At 72.1% G+C, this 19,272-nt stretch carries 11 protein-coding genes; 9 read left to right on the top strand and 2 right to left on the bottom strand.

Translation table 11 applies throughout. The features are described from left to right. The first annotated feature begins 142 nt into the window (after window positions 1-142). Both smc and EV562_RS27075 read left to right on the top strand, forming a co-directional pair. Window positions 143-3,697 (top strand): chromosome segregation protein SMC, encoded by a 3,555-nt coding sequence (gene smc, locus EV562_RS27080; RefSeq protein ID WP_133889483.1) that lies wholly within the window; start codon window positions 143-145, stop codon window positions 3,695-3,697. 194 nt (window positions 3,698-3,891) lie between these two features. Beyond that, the gene (locus tag EV562_RS27075; RefSeq protein WP_133889482.1) at window positions 3,892-5,310 is read left to right on the top strand and encodes a sugar porter family MFS transporter; all 1,419 of its coding nucleotides are present in this window, start codon (window positions 3,892-3,894) and stop codon (window positions 5,308-5,310) included. A 169-nt stretch (window positions 5,311-5,479) separates the two neighbouring features. On the opposite strand, the gene EV562_RS27070 is transcribed toward EV562_RS27075, so the two are convergent. Further along, window positions 5,480-6,931, bottom strand: coding sequence for a cytosine permease (locus tag EV562_RS27070; protein WP_133889481.1), 1,452 nt, complete (start codon window positions 6,929-6,931; stop codon window positions 5,480-5,482). A gap of 183 nt (window positions 6,932-7,114) precedes the next feature. Between EV562_RS27070 and ftsY the strand changes: the two genes are divergently transcribed. Next, a complete protein-coding gene (ftsY, locus tag EV562_RS27065; RefSeq protein ID WP_166662013.1) occupies window positions 7,115-8,323 on the top strand; it encodes a signal recognition particle-docking protein FtsY in 1,209 nt (402 codons plus the stop codon). Window positions 8,324-8,440: 117 nt separating this feature from the next. Here ftsY and EV562_RS27060 read toward each other — a convergent pair whose 3' ends face one another. Then, complete coding sequence (locus EV562_RS27060; protein ID WP_133889479.1) at window positions 8,441-9,112, bottom strand: bifunctional DNA primase/polymerase; 672 nt, start codon at window positions 9,110-9,112, stop codon at window positions 8,441-8,443. A 445-nt stretch (window positions 9,113-9,557) separates the two neighbouring features. On the opposite strand from EV562_RS27060, the gene EV562_RS27055 reads away from it, so the two are divergent. The 6 genes from EV562_RS27055 to ftsH all read left to right on the top strand — a co-directional run bounded on the left by EV562_RS27055 (window position 9,558) and on the right by ftsH (window position 19,260). Continuing rightward, window positions 9,558-11,054, top strand: a complete 1,497-nt coding sequence (locus EV562_RS27055) for a hypothetical protein (protein WP_133889478.1) — start codon at window positions 9,558-9,560, stop codon at window positions 11,052-11,054. A gap of 308 nt (window positions 11,055-11,362) precedes the next feature. Next, complete coding sequence (locus EV562_RS27050) at window positions 11,363-12,709, top strand: ammonium transporter (protein ID WP_133889477.1); 1,347 nt, start codon at window positions 11,363-11,365, stop codon at window positions 12,707-12,709. Continuing rightward, on the top strand, window positions 12,706-13,044 hold the full coding sequence (locus tag EV562_RS27045; RefSeq protein ID WP_133889476.1) for a P-II family nitrogen regulator: 339 nt from the start codon (window positions 12,706-12,708) through the stop codon (window positions 13,042-13,044). The genes EV562_RS27050 and EV562_RS27045 overlap by 4 nt, the downstream gene beginning before the upstream one ends. Window positions 13,045-13,070: 26 nt before the next feature. After that, on the top strand, window positions 13,071-15,518 hold the full coding sequence (locus tag EV562_RS27040) for a [protein-PII] uridylyltransferase (RefSeq protein ID WP_166662012.1): 2,448 nt from the start codon (window positions 13,071-13,073) through the stop codon (window positions 15,516-15,518). A gap of 126 nt (window positions 15,519-15,644) precedes the next feature. Next, entirely contained in the window at window positions 15,645-17,195 is a 1,551-nt protein-coding gene (ffh, locus tag EV562_RS27035; protein ID WP_133889474.1) for a signal recognition particle protein, read from the top strand. Window positions 17,196-17,313: 118 nt separating this feature from the next. Continuing rightward, window positions 17,314-19,260: an ATP-dependent zinc metalloprotease FtsH gene (gene ftsH / locus EV562_RS27030; RefSeq protein ID WP_133889473.1), complete on the top strand. Its 1,947-nt coding sequence runs from the start codon at window positions 17,314-17,316 to the stop codon at window positions 19,258-19,260. Window positions 19,261-19,272 lie beyond the last annotated feature (12 nt).

Here is a 19,272-nt window from a genome sequence, read left to right as displayed (position 1 = left end):
CCCCGTCTGCGGCCACCGGCACTGCCCCGCGCAACCTTTCACCCTCTTCAACGTCTGATGTGCCCTGCGCGTTCACCCGCGAAACCGCGGCGGTTCACCGGTTCATGGAGTGAGACACACCCGAGAGGTAGAGTCCGACGGCGTGCACCTGAAGGCCCTGACCCTCCGCGGATTCAAGTCGTTCGCCTCGGCGACCACGCTCCGGTTCGAACCGGGCATCACCTGTGTCGTCGGCCCGAACGGCTCGGGCAAGTCCAACGTCGTCGACGCGCTCAGCTGGGTCATGGGCGAACAGGGCGCCAAGTCGCTGCGCGGCGGCAAGATGGAGGACGTCATCTTCGCCGGCACCACCGGCCGCCCGCCGCTCGGCCGGGCCGAGGTGTCGCTGACCATCGACAACTCCGACGGCGCCCTGCCCATCGAGTACGCCGAGGTCACCATCACGCGGATCATGTTCCGTAACGGCGGCAGCGAGTACCAGATCAACGGCGACACCTGCCGCCTCCTCGACATCCAGGAACTCCTCTCCGACTCCGGCATCGGCCGCGAGATGCACGTCATCGTCGGCCAGGGCCAGCTGGACTCCGTCCTGCACGCCGACCCGATGGGCCGCCGGGCCTTCATCGAGGAGGCCGCCGGCGTCCTCAAGCACCGCAAGCGCAAGGAGAAGGCGCTCAGGAAACTGGACGCGATGCAGGCCAACCTCGCGCGCGTGCAGGACCTCACCGACGAGTTGCGGCGCCAGCTCAAGCCGCTCGGCCGTCAGGCCGCCGTCGCCCGCCGGGCCGCCGTCATCCAGGCCGACCTCCGGGACGCCCGGCTCCGGCTCCTCGCCGACGACCTCGTGCGCATGCGGGAGGCGCTCCAGGCCGAGATCGCCGACGAGGCCGCGCTCAAGGAACGCAAGGAGAGCGCCGAACAGGAGCTCGGCAAGGCGCTGCGCCGCGAGGCCGACCTGGAGGACGAGGTGCGCCGGCTCGCGCCGCGCCTCCAGCGCGCCCAGCAGACCTGGTACGAGCTGTCCCAGCTCGCCGAACGCGTGCGCGGCACGATCTCGCTGGCCGACGCCCGGGTGAAGAGCGCCACCTCCGCGCCGCCCGAGGAGCGCCGGGGCCGCGACCCGGAGGAGCTGGAACGCGAGGCCGCCCGCGTCCGTGAGCAGGAGGCCGAGCTCGAAGCGGCCCTGGAGGCGGCCGAACACGCCCTGGAGGACACGGTCGCCCACCGCGCGGACCTCGAACGCGAACTGGCCCTGGAGGAGCGCCGCCTCAAGGACGCCGCCCGCGCGATCGCCGACCGGCGCGAGGGGCTGGCCCGGCTCAGCGGTCAGGTCGGCGCCGCCCGCTCCCGCGCGGCCTCCGCCCAGGCGGAGATCGAGCGGCTGGCCGCCGCCCGTGACGAGTCCCGGGAACGCGCCGCCGCCGCCCAGGAGGAGTACGAGACTCTCCAGGCGGAGGTCGACGGGCTCGACGCCGGCGACCGGGAACTCGCCGAGCGGCACGACGCCGCCCGGCGCGAGCTGACCGAGGCGGAGGCGGCCCTCGGCGCCGCCCGCGAAGCCGCCACCGCGGCCGAACGCGAGCGCGCGGCCACACAGGCACGGCACGACGCTCTCGCGCTCGGCCTGCGCCGCAAGGACGGCACCGGCGCGCTGCTCGCCGCCGAGGACCGGCTCACCGGCCTGCTCGGCCCGGCCGCCTCGCTCCTCACCGTGGCGCCGGGCCACGAGGTGGCCCTCGCCACCGCCTTCGGCGCGGCCGCCGACGCCCTCGCGATGACCTCCCCGGCGGCCGCCGCCGACGCCATCCGCCTGCTGCGCAAGCAGGACGCGGGCCGGGCCGCCCTGCTGCTGGCCGGCGCTCCCGACGACGTACCGCACGAGCCGCGCGACGACGGACCGCCGTACGCCGCCGACCTGGTCCGGGGGCCCGCCGACCTGATGCCCGCCGTACGGCGGCTGCTGCGGGGGATCGTCGTCGTCGCCACCCTGGAGGACGCCGAGGACCTCGTCTACGCCCGCCCCGGGCTGACCGCCGTCACCGCCGAGGGCGACCTGCTGGGGGCCCACTTCGCGCAGGGCGGCTCCGCCGGGGTGCCGAGCCTCCTGGAGGTCCAGGCGTCCGTGGACCAGGCCGCCGCCGGGCTGGCGGAGCTGGGCGTGCGGTGCGAGGAGCTGGCCGGGGCCCAGGACGCGGCCGTGGCGCGGCGCCGGGAGTGCGCCGCGCTGGTCGAGGAGCTGGGGGAGCGGCGCCGGGCGGCCGACCGGGAGAAGTCGTCCGTGGCCCAGCAGCTGGGCCGGCTCGCGGGGCAGGCGCGCGGCGCCGCCGGGGAGGCGGAACGGTCCGCCGCCGCGGCCACCCGGGCCCAGGAAGCGCTGGACAAGGCGCTCATGGAGGTCGAGGAGCTGGCCGAGCGGCTCGCGGTCGCCGAGGAGATGCCGGTCGAGGAGGAGCCCGACACCGGTGCCCGCGACCGGCTCGCCGCCGACGGGGCCAACGCCCGCCAGACCGAGATGGAGGCCCGCCTCCAGGTCCGTACGCACGAGGAGCGGGTCAAGGGGCTCGCCGGGCGGGCCGACTCCCTGGACCGGGCCGCGCGCGCCGAACGCGAGGCACGCGCGCGTGCCGAGCAGCGGCGGGCCAGGCTTCGGCACGAGGCGGCCGTGGCCGAGGCGGTCGCCGCCGGCGCCCGGCAGCTGCTCGCCCACGTCGAGGTCTCGCTGACCCGTGCCGACGAGGAGCGCGGCCTGGCCGAGGCCGCCAAGGCCCGGCGCGAACAGGAACTGGCCGCCGCGCGCACCGCCGGGCGCGACCTCAAGGCGGAGCTGGACAAGTTGACGGATTCAGTTCACCGGGGCGAGGTACTCGGCGCCGAGAAGCGGCTGCGCATCGAGCAGCTGGAGACCAAGGCGCTGGAGGAACTCGGTGTGGAACCGGCGGGACTCGCGGCCGAGTACGGCCCCCATCAAGAGGTGCCGCCCTCGCCCCCCGCCGAGGGCGAGGTGCTCCCCGAGGATCCGGACCACCCGCGCAATCGCCCGCGGCCGTTCGTCCGCTCCGAGCAGGAGAAGCGCCTGAAGGCCGCCGAACGCGCCTACCAGCAGCTCGGCAAGGTCAATCCGCTGGCACTGGAGGAGTTCGCGGCGCTGGAGGAGCGGCACCAGTTCCTCAGCGAGCAGCTGGAGGACCTGAAGAAGACCCGCGCCGACCTGCTCCAGGTCGTCAAGGAGGTCGACGAGCGCGTCGAGCAGGTCTTCACCGAGGCCTTCCGGGACACGGCCCGGGAGTTCGAGGGCGTCTTCGGCCGGCTCTTCCCGGGCGGCGAGGGACGGTTGATCCTGACCGACCCCGACAACATGCTCACCACGGGTGTGGACGTCGAGGCCCGGCCGCCGGGCAAGAAGGTCAAGCGGCTCTCGCTGCTCTCCGGCGGGGAGCGCTCGCTGACCGCGGTGGCGATGCTGGTGTCGATCTTCAAGGCCCGGCCGAGCCCGTTCTACGTGATGGACGAGGTCGAGGCGGCGCTCGACGACACCAACCTGCAGCGGCTGATCCGGATCATGCAGGAGCTGCAGGAAGCGTCGCAGCTGATCGTGATCACGCACCAGAAGCGCACGATGGAGGTCGCCGACGCGCTCTACGGCGTCTCCATGCAGGGCGACGGTGTGTCGAAGGTCATCAGTCAGCGGCTGCGCTAGTCGCTGCCCCTTTCAGCTTCAAGTCTTGAACGAGTAGACCGGTTCTTCGCTCCGAATCTCACACGTCTCGTCCTATTGACTTCGAAACTTGAAGGCATAGTCTCTGCAACGTTGCTTTTACCTTCAGGTCCCTTCAGTGGCACCTCGAAGGGCGAACCGCCCCGGCAGCGTTGCCGGTAGCCCGAGGAGTACACGTGGCCAGCACATCGCAGGCACCCAGTCCAGGAGCCGGCACGGCTCATCCCGATCATCTCGGGCACGTCATCTTCATCGCGGCGGCGGCCGCGATGGGCGGTTTCCTGTTCGGTTACGACAGTTCCGTGATCAACGGTGCCGTCGAGGCCATCCGGGACCGCTACGACGTCGGCTCCGCGGTGCTGGCCCAGGTCATCGCCGTCGCGCTGATCGGCTGCGCGATCGGCGCGGCCACCGCCGGCCGTATCGCCGACCGGATCGGCCGTATCCGCTGCATGCAGATCGCGGCGGTCCTGTTCACCGTCAGCGCCGTGGGCTCCGCACTGCCCTTCGCGCTGTGGGACCTGGCCATGTGGCGCATCATCGGCGGCTTCGCGATCGGCATGGCCTCGGTGATCGGCCCCGCCTACATCGCCGAGGTCTCCCCGCCCGCCTACCGCGGCCGGCTCGGCTCCTTCCAGCAGGCCGCGATCGTCATCGGCATCGCCGTCTCCCAGCTGGTCAACTGGGGCCTGCTGAACGCCGCGGGCGGCGACCAGCGCGGTGAGCTGATGGGCCTGGAGGCCTGGCAGGTCATGCTCGGCGTCATGGTGATCCCGGCCGTGCTCTACGGCCTGCTGTCCTTCGCCATCCCCGAGTCGCCCCGCTTCCTGATCTCGGTGGGCAAGCGCGAGCGCGCCAAGCAGATCCTGGAAGAGGTCGAGGGCAAGAACGTCGACTTCGACGCCCGCGTCGACGAGATCGAGCACGCCATGCACCGCGAGGAGAAGTCCTCGTTCAAGGACCTCCTGGGCGGCAGCTTCTTCTTCAAGCCGATCGTCTGGATCGGTATCGGCCTCTCCGTCTTCCAGCAGTTCGTCGGCATCAACGTCGCGTTCTACTACTCCTCGACGCTGTGGCAGTCGGTCGGCGTCGACCCGGCGGACTCGTTCTTCTACTCGTTCACGACGTCGATCATCAACATCGTCGGCACCGTGATCGCGATGATCTTCGTGGACCGCGTCGGCCGCAAGCCGCTCGCCCTGGTCGGCTCCGTCGGCATGGTGATCGGCCTGGCGCTGGAGGCCTGGGCCTTCTCCTTCCACCTGGTCGACGGCAAGCTCCCGGCCACCCAGGGCTGGGTCGCCCTGATCGCCGCCCACGTCTTCGTCCTCTTCTTCGCCCTGTCCTGGGGCGTGGTCGTGTGGGTCTTCCTCGGCGAGATGTTCCCCAACCGGATCCGCGCCGCCGCCCTGGGCGTGGCCGCCTCCGCGCAGTGGATCGCCAACTGGGCCATCACCGCGAGCTTCCCGTCGCTGGCCGACTGGAACCTCTCCGGCACCTACGTGATCTACACGGTCTTCGCCGCCCTCTCCATCCCCTTCGTGCTCAAGTTCGTGAAGGAGACCAAGGGCAAGGCCCTGGAGGAAATGGGCTGACCGGCCCGCCCTCCCGAACCCGGGGAGGAGGGCCAAGTCCCCGCTGCCCCTCTCCCCGTACCGTCCGCGGCCCCGCCCGGTCCTCGACCGAGCGGGGCCGCGGTGTGACGGGACGCGAACGGCGCCCCCGCTCCCGGGCACTCGGGAGCGGGGGCGCCGTCGGTGTACGTCAGACGGCCACGGCCTCGGGCTGCCCGGCCCGCTCCCGGGGCGCCGCGGGAACCACCAGCGCCGGCTTCGGCAGCACGGCGTACAGCACCGCGGAGACCACCACCGTGGCCACCCAGCCGAGCCCGTACTCGCCGACGACGTTGTTCGCGGCGAGGGGGCCGGTGAACCAGTCGGACGTGGTGAACATCAGACCGGCGGCCAGGCCCACCGCCCAGGCGGCGACGGCGGCGGGGGAGAAGCCGCCGCGGTACCAGTAGGCGCTGGTGCGGCCGGTGTCGGCCAGGGCCTCGCCGTCGTACTCCCGGCCGCGCAGCATGTCAGCGCCGAAGACGCCGACCCAGGCGGAGAAGGCGACCGCTAGCAGCGACAGGAAGGCGATGAAGGACCCCATGAAACTGGTCGCCACCAGCATCAGCACACCGCCGAAGACCAGCGAGATCACGGCGTTCACCGAGACCGCCCAGTGCCGCGGGACCTTGAAGCCCAGGGTCTGCGCGGTGAAGCCCGCCGAGTACATCGACATCGAGTTGATCAGCAGCATGCCGATCAGGGCGATCAGCAGGTAGGGCACCGCGATCCAGGTCGGCAGGATCTCGCCCAGGAAGGAGACCGGGTCGGCGGCCGAGGCCAGGTCCGGCGTGGAGACGGCCATGATCATGCCCATCAGGACCATGGGCAGGACGACGATGCCGGCACCGCCGACGGTGACCCCCACGATCCCCTTCGACGAGGCCGTACGCGGCAGGTACCGGGTGAAGTCCGGGGCGGACGGGATCCAGCTGACGCCGCCGGCCGCGATCAGGCCCACACCCGTGATCATCGCGGCCACCGTACCGGCGGGCCGGTCGAAGACCGCGGACCAGTCGGTGTCGACGACCAGGTAGCCCAGCACCAGCACCGAGAAGGCGCCGAAGAGGTAGGTCGCGTACTTGTTGCACTTCTGCACGGCGTTGATGCCCAGACCCGAGATCGCGAACGTCGCCACGACGAAGGCGAGCAGCGTCACCATGTCCAGCACGCTGTTCGCACGGATGCCGAAGACGATGTCGAGCACGGTGAGCACGGCATAGGCGCCGGTCACCGCGTTGATCGTCTCCCAGCCCCAGCGGGCCACCCAGATCAGCGAGCCCGGCAGCAGATTGCCCCGCTGCCCGAACACGGCACGCGACAGCGCCATGCCGGGCGCGCCGCCCCGCTTGCCCGCGATGCCGATCAGGCCCACCAGGCCGTACGACACGACGGGCGCCGCGGCCGCGACGACCAGGGCCTGCCAGAAGTTGAGCCGGTACGCCACGACGAGGCTCGCGCCCATCGTGAGCAGCAGCACGCTGATGTTGGCGCCGACCCAGGTGGGGAACAGCTCGCGGATCCGGGCGGTGCGCTCGTGGTCGGGCACCTGCTCGATGCCCCGGGTCTCCAGGGCGCCTTCGTTCTCGGCGGTCTTGCTCATGTGGGGGGTCCGTGCCTCGATCGTGGGGAAGAGGGGCGGTCGGGACTCTACGCGCGTTGACGCGTCCTCTTCCATCGTACTTTGCTCCGACTCGTGCCTTCCAGGGACCTTTGTCCTTCGGACGAAACCACAAGGGACCGACAGAGGGGCGCCGTGCCGGGGGTCCCGCATACTGGAGCCGTTATGGAAATCGTCATCCTTGCTGTAGTCATCGCCGTGGTCGTGATCGGCGCGCTCGGCGGGCTGGTCGTGGGCAGTCGCCGCAAGAAGCAGCTGCCTCCGCCGCCTCCGTCGACGCCCGACATCACCGCCCCTCCGGCCGAGCCGCACGTCGGCGACGAGGCCGAGACGCCGCGCGACGAAACGCGCCGGACGATAGAGGAGGTCGACCTCCCGGACGGCGGCACCGCCACCGTCGAGGAGCCGCCCGTCGTCGAAGAGCTCGAGATCCCGCAGATCGAGGTTCCCGAGCCCACCGCCGGCCGACTGGTCCGGCTCCGTGCCCGCCTCTCCCGCTCGCAGAACGCCCTCGGCAAGGGCCTGCTGACCCTGTTGTCGCGGGAGCACCTCGACGAGGACACCTGGGAGGAGATCGAGGACACGCTGCTCACCGCCGACGTCGGCGTCCAGCCCACCCAGGAGCTGGTCGAGCGGCTGCGCGAGCGGGTGAAGGTGCTCGGCACCCGCACCCCCGACGAGCTGCGCGGGCTGCTGCGCGAGGAGCTGATCAACCTCGTCGGCCCGGACATGGACCGCGAGGTCAAGACCGAGCCCGCCACCGGCAAGCCCGGCATCGTGATGGTCGTCGGTGTCAACGGCACCGGCAAGACCACCACCACCGGCAAGCTCGCCCGCGTCCTGGTCGCCGACGGCCGCAGCGTCGTCCTCGGTGCCGCCGACACCTTCCGTGCCGCCGCCGCCGACCAGCTCCAGACCTGGGGCGAGCGGGTGGGCGCCCACACGGTGCGCGGACCGGAGGCCGGCGACCCGGCCTCCGTGGCGTTCGACGCGGTGAAGGAGGGCAAGGAGATCGGGTCGGACGTCGTGCTCATCGACACCGCCGGCCGCCTGCACACCAAGACCGGCCTCATGGACGAGCTGGGCAAGGTCAAGCGCGTCGTGGAGAAGCACGCGCCCCTGGACGAGGTCCTGCTCGTCCTCGACGCCACCACCGGCCAGAACGGCCTGATCCAGGCCCGGGTCTTCGCCGAGGTCGTCGACATCACCGGCATCGTCCTCACCAAGCTGGACGGCACGGCCAAGGGCGGCATCGTGGTCGCCGTGCAGCGCGAGCTGGGCGTGCCGGTCAAGCTGATCGGACTCGGCGAGGGTGCGGACGACCTGGCACCGTTCGAGCCCGCGGCCTTCGTGGACGCGCTCATCGGCGAGTGACACGGCCTGCGTCCCACGCAGCCCGCGCGAGCGAGAAGCGCCCGTCCCCCACTCGGGGGGCGGGCGCTTCTTCGCGTGATGCCGGGGGTCAGAGGGGCCGTCGGCGTCGGAGCAGGGTCACGCCCGGGACCGATGGGCGACGTAGGCCAGGGTTCCCAGGAGGAGCCGTGCCGCCGGGGGTCTCGTGGTCGAGTCGAGGGCCGGCGGGCGCAGCCAGCGCACCGGACCGCGGCCGCCGCGGTCGGAGGGCGGTGCCGTGACGTACGCTCCGGGGCCGAGACCGCGCAGGTCGAGGGCGGACGGATCGTCCCAGCCCATGCGGTACAGCAGCCGGGGCAGCTCGGCCGCGGCACCCGGCGCGACGAAGAACTGGGCGCGGCCCTCGGGCGTCGCCGCGACCGGGCCGAGCGGCAGGCCCATGCGCTCCAGGCGGGCAAGCGCCCGTACGCCGACGGGCTCGGCCACCTCGATCACGTCGAAGGCCCGCCCCACCGCCAGCATCACCGCGGCACCCGGGAAGCGGGCCCACGCCTCGCTCGCCTCGTCCAGCCTCGCCCCGGCGGGAACCTCGGGTGCGAAGTCCAGGGGATGCGCGCCCGGCGCGGGGCAGTCGGACAGGCCGCAGGAGCAGGCGCCCGCCACGGCCCTGGCGCCCGGGACCACGTCCCAGCCCCACAGTCCGGTGTACTCCGCCACCACGGTGCAGTCGCCGGTGCGGCCGCGGCGACGCGCGCCGGACCGGATGTCCCGCATGCCCCGGGTGCTGCCGATGCCGATCGTGAAGCCCATGCCCCCTCCAACGGGTCCGACGCAGCGGCGGTTACGCAGCGGACGTGAAACGTGACTCTCTGCTTCCAACTCCCCGGTCCGACGCGGTTCAGACGGCGTCCGGAGGCGTCCCGGGTGGTGCGTCCGTCCGCGCGCGCCCCGTTCCGCACCGTTGCACCGGCGCCTGGTTGGCCTATGTCAAGTGAATCGCGTCCCCGCCACCGTGAGTTCATTCGAAGGGGTGGCGAATGGTGGCGATTCCGCAATCGCCATGGCTGAACGAGTGATCGCGGGACTACTTTGTGTGCATGGAGCCGTGGGGCACATGCACTTGTGGGTATGCCGGAGGCAACTCGGTTCTCCGTTCGAAGGGTGTCAACCGCCGGACGGGGGGCTGTAACCACCGGCATTCTGATAGGGCTTGGCGCACTCGGCGACAGGTGGTCTCAGGGATGGGGGCGTTCCAGTGAGCGGCAACGGCGGAAGCAGTACGAACGCGGGGAGCGCGTCGCACGCCGACAAGCGCCCGAACGAGCTGCTCACCTCCTGGTTCGCCCGCAGCGGCTGGTCCAAGGGCGAGCTGGCCCGCCAGGTCAACCGCCGCGCCCGCCAGTTGGGCGCCAACCACATCTCCACGGACACCTCGCGCGTGCGCCGCTGGCTCGACGGGGAGAACCCGCGCGAGCCGATCCCGCGGATCCTGTCCGAGCTGTTCTCCGAGCGTTTCGGCGTCGTCGTCTCCGTCGAGGACCTGGGCCTGCGCTCCACCCGCCCCACGCCCTCCGCGACCGGCGTCGACCTCCCCTGGACGGGCCCGCAGACCGTGGCCCTGCTCAGCGAGTTCTCGCGCAGCGACCTCATGCTGGCGCGGCGCGGCTTCCTCGGGAGCTCGCTGGCCCTCTCCGCGGGACCGTCCCTCATCGAGCCCATGCAGCGCTGGCTCGTCCCCACGCCCGCGGCCGCCCCGTCCGCCGGCCAGGACACCGCGCCCGCCTCCCGCGCGCGCGGGCGCCTGTCCAGGCCGGAGCTGGAGCTGCTGGAGTCCACGGCCGTGATGTTCCGCCGCTGGGACGCCCAGTGCGGCGGCGGTCTGCGCCGCAAGGCCGTGGTCGGCCAGCTGCACGAGGTCACCGACCTGCTCCAGGAACCCCAGGCCGAGACCACCCGCGCCAAGCTCTTCAAGGTCGCCGCCGAGCTGGCCGAGCTGGCCGGCTGGATGTCGTACGACGTGGGGCTCCAGCCCACCGCGCAGAAGTACTTCGTGCTCGCCCTGCACGCCGCCAAGGAGGCGGGGGACCGGCCGCTCGGCTCGTACATCCTCTCCAGCATGAGCCGCCAGATGATCCACCTCGGCCGGCCCGACGACGCCCTGGAGCTGATCCATCTCGCGCAGTACGGCAGCCGGGACTGCGCGAGCCCCCGCACCCAGTCGATGCTGTACGCGATGGAGGCCCGCGCCTACGCCAACATGGGGCAGCCCGGCCGCACCAAGCGCGCGGTGCGCATGGCGGAGGACATCTTCGCCGAGGCCGACGAGTGGGACGAGCCGGACCCCGACTGGATCCGCTTCTTCTCCGAGGCCGAGCTGTACGGCGAGAACAGCCACTCCTTCCGCGACCTCGCCTACGTGGCCGGCCGCAGCCCCGCCTACGCCTCGCTGGCCGACCCCCTCATGCGTCGGGCCGTGGAGCTGTTCGCCAAGGACGAGGAACACCAGCGCTCCTACGCGCTCAACCTGATCGGCATGGCCACCGTGCACCTGCTGCGCCGCGAGCCCGAGGAGAGCACCGTCCTGGCCATGGAGGCCATGAGCATCGCCAAGAAGGTCCGCTCCGAACGCGTCAACACCCGCATCCGCAAGACCGTCGACACGGCCGTACGCGATTTCGGCGACCTCGGTGAGGTCGTCGACCTCACCGAGCGGCTCGCCGTCGAGTTGCCGGAGACCGCCGAAGCGGTCTGAAACCCACCAGCCCCGGCCGCGGCCGGCCCTCCCGAACTGCCCGACTCGGCTCCCCCATGCCAGGTCATTCGGAGGCCGCCGCGGCCGGCTTGCGTCCCGGCCCGGACGGCTCGGTCGTGACGGCGACCGCCCCCGGTCGTTCACCCACGCGTAACACGCACCGCGCCTTCGTCACGGCGGTGAAACAACGAGGGGCTTCCACCGAAACCGCGCTGCGTCAATCTCGTGGCGCATAACCGGCCCACCCCTCACCGCCCGCCCGCCAGGCTTCGCCCGCACGGGGCCGTACCAACGACGAGGAGACGCCGATGGCTCCAGCCATCACGCTCGCCGCAGAGACGGAGCTCTCTGCCGCCAACACGGGCTTCATGCTCATCTGCTCCGCCCTGGTGATGCTGATGACGCCGGCCCTGGCCTTCTTCTACGGAGGCATGGTCCGCGTCAAGAGCACCCTGAACATGCTGATGATGAGCTTCATCAGCCTCGGCATCGTCACCGTCCTGTGGGTGCTCTACGGCTTCTCCATGGCGTTCGGCACCGACTCGGGCAGTGTCGTCGGCTGGAACTCCGACTGGGTCGGACTCAGCGACATCGGCCTGACCGAGCTGTGGGACGGCTACACCATCCCCGTCTTCGTCTTCCTGGTCTTCCAGCTGATGTTCGCCGTCATCACCCCGGCCCTGATCAGCGGCGCCCTCGCGGACCGCGTGAAGTTCACGGCCTGGGCCCTGTTCATCGCTCTGTGGGTCACCATCGTGTACTTCCCGGTCGCCCACTGGGTCTGGGGCACCGGCGGCTGGGCCTTCGAACTGGGCGTGATCGACTTCGCGGGCGGCACGGCCGTGCACATCAACGCCGGTGCCGCCGCGCTCGGCGTGATCCTGGTCATCGGCAAGCGCGTCGGCTTCAAGAAGGACCCGATGCGCCCGCACAGCCTGCCGCTGGTCATGCTCGGCGCCGGTCTGCTCTGGTTCGGCTGGTTCGGCTTCAACGCCGGTTCCTGGCTCGGCAACGACGACGGCGTCGGCGCGCTGATGTTCGTCAACACCCAGGTCGCCACCGGCGCCGCCGTCCTCGGCTGGCTCGCCTACGAGAAGATCCGGCACGGCGCCTTCACCACCCTCGGCGCGGCCTCCGGCGCCGTCTCCGGCCTGGTCGCCATCACCCCGGCGGGCGGCGCCGTCTCCCCGCTCGGAGCGATCGCCGTCGGGCTCATCGCCGGCGTGGTGTGCGCCATGGCCGTCGGCCTGAAGTACAAGCTCGGCTACGACGACTCCCTCGACGTGGTCGGCGTCCACCTGGTCGGCGGCATCCTCGGCTCGCTGCTCATCGGCTTCTTCGCCAGCGGCAAGGGCCAGTCCGACGTCGAGGGCCTCTTCTACGGCGGTGGCCTCGACCAGTTCTGGAAGCAGTGCGCGGGTGTCTTCGGCGTCCTCGCCTACTCCCTGGTGGTCTCCGCCGTCCTCGCCTTCCTGCTGGACAAGACGATCGGCATGCGGGTATCCGAGGACGTCGAGGTGGCCGGCATCGACCAGGCCGAGCACGCCGAGACCGCATACGACTTCAGCGGTGCCGGTGGCGGTGCCGCCCGGACGACCGCCACGCCGGCCGCCTCGGCGGCGGCGTCGGCCCCGAGCAAGAAGGTGGACGCATGAAGCTCATCACCGCCGTCGTCAAGCCGCACCGGCTCGACGAGATCAAGGAGGCCCTCCAGGCCTTCGGGGTCCACGGCCTGACCGTCACCGAGGCCAGCGGCTACGGCCGCCAGCGCGGACACACCGAGGTCTACCGGGGTGCCGAGTACACCGTCGACCTGGTGCCCAAGATTCGCATCGAGGTCCTGGCCGAGGACGGCGACGCCGAGCAGCTGATCGACGTCGTGGTGAAGGCGGCCCGCACCGGCAAGATCGGCGACGGCAAGGTCTGGGCGGTCCCGGTCGACACGGCCGTACGGGTCAGGACCGGCGAGCGCGGCCCCGACGCGCTCTGACACGACCAACGAACAGGAGTCGCCGGGTGACGAGTACGCACGTGACGCACGAAGCAGAGGACTCGGAACCCGGCGGCTACGCGGCGGCCCGGCTGCGCCTCCTCACCGAGGGGGCGCGGTCCGGGCCGCCGCGCCGCAGGGCGCTGGCCGACCTCACGGACGACTGGCTGGCGGGCCTCTTCGGCGCGGGCACCGGGGGAGCCGCGGGGGTCTCCCTCGTCGCGGTCGGCGGGTACGGGCGCGGCGAGCTGTCCCCGCGCAGCGACCTGGACCTGCTCCTGCTGCACGACGGCCGCGACGACAAGGCGGTCGCCGCCCTCGCCGACCGCCTCTGGTACCCGGTCTGGGACCTCGGCCTCGACCTCGACCACTCCGTCCGCACCCCGCAGCAGGCCCGGAAGACGGCGGGCGAGGACCTGAAAGTCCACCTCGGCCTGCTCGACGCCCGCCACCTCGCCGGGGACCTCGGGCTGACCGCCTCCCTGCGCACCGCCGTCCTCGCCGACTGGCGCAACCAGGCACCCAAGCGCCTGCCCGAACTCCGCGACCTGTGCGCCGAGCGCGCCGAACGCCAGGGCGAGCTGCAGTTCCTGCTGGAACCGGACCTCAAGGAGGCCCGGGGCGGCCTGCGCGACGCGACCGCGCTGCGTGCCGTCGCCGCCTCCTGGCTCGCCGACGCCCCGCGCGAGGGCCTCGCCGACGCACGCCGCCGGCTGCTCGACGTACGCGACGCCCTCCACCTGGCGACGGGCCGGGCCACCGACCGGCTGGCGCTGCAGGAACAGGACCAGGTGGCGGCCGAGCTGGGCCTGCTGGACGCCGACGCGCTGCTGCGGCAGGTGTACGAGGCGGCCCGTGTCGTCTCCTACGCGGGCGACGTCACCTGGCGCGAGGTGGGGCGCGTGCTGCGCTCGCGGTCCGTGCGGCCCAGGCTGCGCGCCATGATCGGCGGCGGGAAACCGGTCGCCGAGCGCTCCCCGCTGGCCGAGGGGGTCGTGGAGCAGGACGGCGAGGTCGTCCTCGCCCGCACCGCGCGCCCCGAACGCGACCCCGTGCTCCCGCTGCGTGCCGCGGCCGCCGCCGCACAGGCCGGACTCCCGCTCTCCCTGCACGCCGTACGGCGCCTGGCGGCCACCGCGCGCCCCCTGCCGGCGCCCTGGCCCGCCGAGGCCCGTGAGCAGTTGGTGACCCTGCTCGGTTCGGGCCGCCCCACCGTGCAGGTCTGGGAGGCGCTGGAGGCCGAGGGCCTGGTCACGCGGCTGCTGCCGGACTGGGAGCGGGTCCGCTGCCGCCCGCAGCGCAACGCCGTGCACCTGTGGACCGTCGACCGGCACCTGATCGAGACCGCCGTCCGCGCCGCCGGATTCACCCGCCGCGTGCACCGCCCCGACCTGCTCCTGGTCGCCGCGCTGCTGCACGACATCGGCAAGGGCTGGCCCGGCGACCACTCCGTGGCGGGGGAGACCATCGCCCGGGACGTCGCCGCCCGCATCGGCTTCGACCGCGCGGACGCCGCCGTCCTCGCCACCCTCGTACGCCATCACCTGCTGCTCGTGGAGACCGCCACCCGGCGCGACCTGGACGATCCGGCCACCGTGCGCGCGGTCGCGGAGGCGGTCGGCACGGAGCACACGCTGGAGCTGCTGCACGCCCTGACCGAGGCCGACGCGCTGGCGACCGGACCGGCCGCCTGGTCGTCCTGGCGCGCCTCCCTCGTCGCCGACCTGGTGAAACGGGTCACCGGGGTGCTGGCCGGGGAGCCGCAGCCCGAGCCCGCGGCCGCCGCGCCCACCGCGGAACAGGAGCGGCTCGCGGTCGAGGCCTCCCGCACCGGCGGCCCGGTGCTGGCCCTGCGGGCGCAGACCGAACCGCCGGCCGGTTCGGCACCGGCGGACGGCCCGGAGCCGCTCGGCGTGGAGCTGCTGATCGCCGTGCCGGACCAGCCGGGTGTGCTCCCCGCGGTCGCCGGGGTCCTGGCCGTGCACCGCCTCACCGTCCGCACCGCCGAACTGCGCACGCTCCCGCTGCCGGACGGCGTCGACGGCTCCGTCCTGCTCCTCGACTGGCGCGTCGCGGCCCAGTACGGCTCCCTGCCCCAGGCCGCCCGGCTCCGTGCCGACCTGGTCAGGGCCCTGGACGGCACTCTGGACATCGCCGCGCGGCTCGCCGAACGGGACGCGGCCCACCCACGGCGCCGGGGCGTCGAGCCGCCCCCGCCCCGCGTCACCGTCGCCCCGGCCGCGTCCCGCCTCGCCACGGTGATCGAGGTGCGCGCCCAGGACGCCCCGGGGCTGCTCTTCCGGCTCGGGCGGGCACTGGAGGCGGCGGGGGTGCGGGTGCGCAGCGCCCACGTGTCGACGCTGGGGGCCAACGCCGTCGACGCCTTCTACGTGACGCGGGACGGGGGCGCGCCGCTGCCGGGCGACGAGGCGGCGTCGGTGGCCCGGGAGCTGGAGGAGTCGCTGCGGGCGTGACCGCGCCGCCGGTGAGCCCTCCGGGTCCCCGCCCGCTCTCTGCGACGGGCAGGGATGATTTGCTTGCCGGGCCGGATACCCTGGAGGGCGACCCACACCAACGCCGACGCGAGGACCTACGCCGCCGTGTTCGATACTCTCTCCGACCGCCTCTCAGCGACTTTCAAGAGCCTGCGCGGCAAGGGGCGGCTGTCCGAGGCGGACATCGACGCCACGGCCCGCGAGATCCGCATCGCGCTCCTCGAGGCGGACGTGGCCCTGCCCGTCGTGCGCGCGTTCATCAAGAAGGTCAAGGAACGCTCCCTGGGCGCCGAGGTCTCCAAGGCGCTCAACCCGGCCCAGCAGGTCCTCAAGATCGTCAACGAGGAACTGGTCGGCATCCTCGGCGGCGAGACCCGGCGCCTGCGTTTCGCCAAGCAGCCGCCCACCGTGATCATGCTGGCCGGTCTGCAGGGTGCCGGTAAGACCACCCTCGCGGGCAAGCTGGGCCGCTGGCTCAAGGAGCAGGGCCACTCGCCGCTCCTCGTGGCCTGTGACCTCCAGCGCCCCAACGCCGTCAACCAGCTGAGCGTCGTCGCCGAGCGGGCCGGCGTCGCGGTCTACGCGCCCGAGCCGGGCAACGGCGTGGGCGACCCGGTCAAGGTCGCGAAGGACTCCATCGAGTTCGCCAAGACCAAGGTCCACGACCTGGTCATCGTCGACACCGCCGGCCGCCTCGGCATCGACCAGGAGCTGATGCAGCAGGCCGCGGACATCCGTGACGCCGTCAGCCCCGACGAGATCCTCTTCGTCGTCGACGCGATGATCGGTCAGGACGCGGTGAACACCGCGGAGGCCTTCCGCGACGGCGTCGGCTTCGACGGCGTGGTGCTGTCCAAGCTCGACGGTGACGCCCGCGGTGGTGCGGCCCTGTCGATCGCCTCGGTGACCGGCAAGCCGATCATGTTCGCGTCGAACGGCGAGAAGCTCGAGGACTTCGACGCCTTCCACCCTGACCGGATGGCCTCCCGCATCCTCGACATGGGTGACCTGCTCACCCTGATCGAGCAGGCGGAGAAGACGTTCAGCCAGGAAGAGGCCGAGAAGATGGCCTCCAAGCTGGCGTCCAAGAAGGGCCAGGACTTCACCCTGGACGACTTCCTGGCCCAGATGGAGCAGGTCCGCAAGATGGGCTCCATCTCCAAGCTGCTCGGCATGCTGCCGGGCATGGGCCAGATGAAGGACCAGATCAACAACCTCGACGAGCGCGACGTCGACCGCACGGCCGCCATCATCAAGTCGATGACCCCGGCCGAGCGCCAGGAGCCCACGATCATCAACGGCTCGCGCCGCGCCCGCATCGCCAAGGGTTCCGGCGTCGACGTCAGCGCGGTGAAGAACCTGGTGGAGCGGTTCTTCGAGGCCCGCAAGATGATGTCCCGCATGGCCCAGGGCGGCGGCATGCCGGGCATGCCCGGGATGCCCGGCATGGGAGGCGGGCCCGGCCGGCAGAAGAAGCAGCAGAAGAAGGCCAAGGGCAAGCAGCGCTCCGGCAACCCGATGAAGCGCAAGCAGCAGGAGCAGGAGGAGGCCGCCCGCCGTGCCGCCGCCGCGCAGAACGGGGGCGCCCTCGGCCTGCCGCAGCAGGGCGGGCAGGACTTCGAGCTGCCGGACGAGTTCAAGAAGTTCATGGGCTGACGGCCGGTTCGTCCGGTTCGGTACCGGCACGTCGTCGGGGCGCCTCTCCCGCAAGGGAGGGCGCCCCGACGTCGTACACCCACATGCCCGCGCGGCTTTCCTGTCGTAGCGTCCGGATATGACCAATCCGTCCCCGCCGCGCAAGGCCCCCGAGCCGCCCTGGCGCACCGAGGGCACACCCGACGAGCCGCCCAAGCCGCCGTCCGGCGGCAGAAGGATGCGCGGCGGCTGGTGGAACCTGGTCCTGGCCGCGCTGATCGTCTACCTCATCGCCAACCTCGTGCTCTCGTTCTTCAACGAGGGCGACGAGCCGACCATCTCCTACACGGAGTTCAGCAAGCAGGTCGACGAGGGCAACGTCAGCAAGATCTACGCCAAGGGCGACGCGATCCAGGGGCAGTTGAAGAAGGCCCGGGACAATCCCGAGGGCGACGGCACGTACACCAAGTTCACCACCGAGCGGCCGACCTTCGCGGACGACCGGCTCTGGAGCGAGCTGACGAAGAACGACGTCACCGTCACCGCCGAGCCCGTCGTGCAGCACCGCAGCTTCCTGTCCAACCTGCTGATCGCGCTGGCCCCGATGCTGATCCTCGTGGTGCTGTGGATCTTCATCGCGCGGCGGATGCGGGGCGCCCTGGGCGGCGGGGCGGGCGGGATGCTCGGCCGCAAGGCGCCGCCCAAGCCCGTCGAGCTGGAGGCCGGGGAGCCGCGCACCACCTTCGCCGACGTCGCCGGGATCGACGAGGTGGAGGGCGAGCTGAGTGACGTCGTCGACTTCCTGAAGAACCCCGACGCCTACCGCCGCATGGGCGCCAAGATGCCTCGCGGGGTGCTGCTGACCGGTCCGCCCGGTACCGGGAAGACGCTCCTCGCGCGCGCGGTCGCGGGCGAGGCGGGCGTGCCGTTCTTCTCCGCCTCGGCGTCCGAGTTCATCGAGATGATCGTGGGGGTGGGCGCCTCCCGGGTGCGGGAGCTGTTCGCCGAGGCGCGCAAGGTGGCGCCGTCGATCATCTTCATCGACGAGATCGACACCATCGGCCGGGCCCGCGGCGGCGGCTCCGGCATGGGCGGCCACGACGAGCGCGAGCAGACCCTCAACCAGATCCTCACCGAGATGGACGGCTTCTCCGGCTCGGAGGGGGTGATCGTCATCGCCGCCACGAACCGGGCGGACATCCTGGACGCGGCCCTGACCCGCCCCGGCCGGTTCGACCGGGTGGTCAGCGTCTCGCCGCCGGACAGGAGCGGCCGGAAGGCGATCCTGGAGATCCACACCCGCGAGATCCCGCTCGCCCCGGACGTCGACCTCGCCCAGGTCGCCCGTACGACGCCGGGCATGACCGGCGCGGAACTGGCCAACCTCGCCAACGAGGCGGCGCTGCTCGCGGTGAAGCGCAAGCAGGACCGGGTGACGCAGGCGAACCTCTCCGAGGCGCTGGAGAAGGTCCAGCTGGGGGCCGAGCGCCCGCTGGTCATGCCCGAGGAGGAACGCCGGCGCACCGCCTACCACGAGAGTGGACACGCCCTGCTGGGCATGCTGCAGCCGGGCGCCGACCCCGTACGCAAGATCACCATCGTGCCGCGCGGCCGGGCACTCGGGGTGACGCTCTCGACGCCGGACGCGGACAAGTACGCGTACACGGAGGAGTACCTGCGCGGGCGGATCATCGGCGCGCTCGGCGGCATGGCGGCCGAGCACGTGGTGTACGGGGTGATCACGACCGGTTCGGAGAGCGACCTCGAACAGGTCACCAACATCGCGCGCGGCATGGTCGCGCGCTGGGGCATGAGCGAGCGGGTCGGACGGCTCTCCGCCCTCCCCGGCGACGCCCAGCAGGCGTACGGCCTCGCCGCCGCACCCCAGACGCTCGACGCGATCGACGGGGAGATGCGCAGGGTCGTGGACTCCTGCTACGAGGAGGCCGTGCGCAAGCTGCGCGACCACCGGGGACAGCTCGACGCGCTCGCCGGGTCGCTGCTGGCGAACGAGACGCTGGACGAGGCGGAGGCGTACCGCATCGCCGGGATCACCCGGCTGACGAAGGACGACACCGAGGCGTGAGCGCCTTGCGCG

Origin of the sequence: Streptomyces sp. BK208 (assembly GCF_004364245.1) — a bacterium.
Classification (GTDB): domain Bacteria; phylum Actinomycetota; class Actinomycetes; order Streptomycetales; family Streptomycetaceae; genus Streptomyces.
The sequence above is the reverse complement of the archived record's forward strand: the minus strand, read 5'-3'. Positions and strand labels throughout refer to the sequence as shown.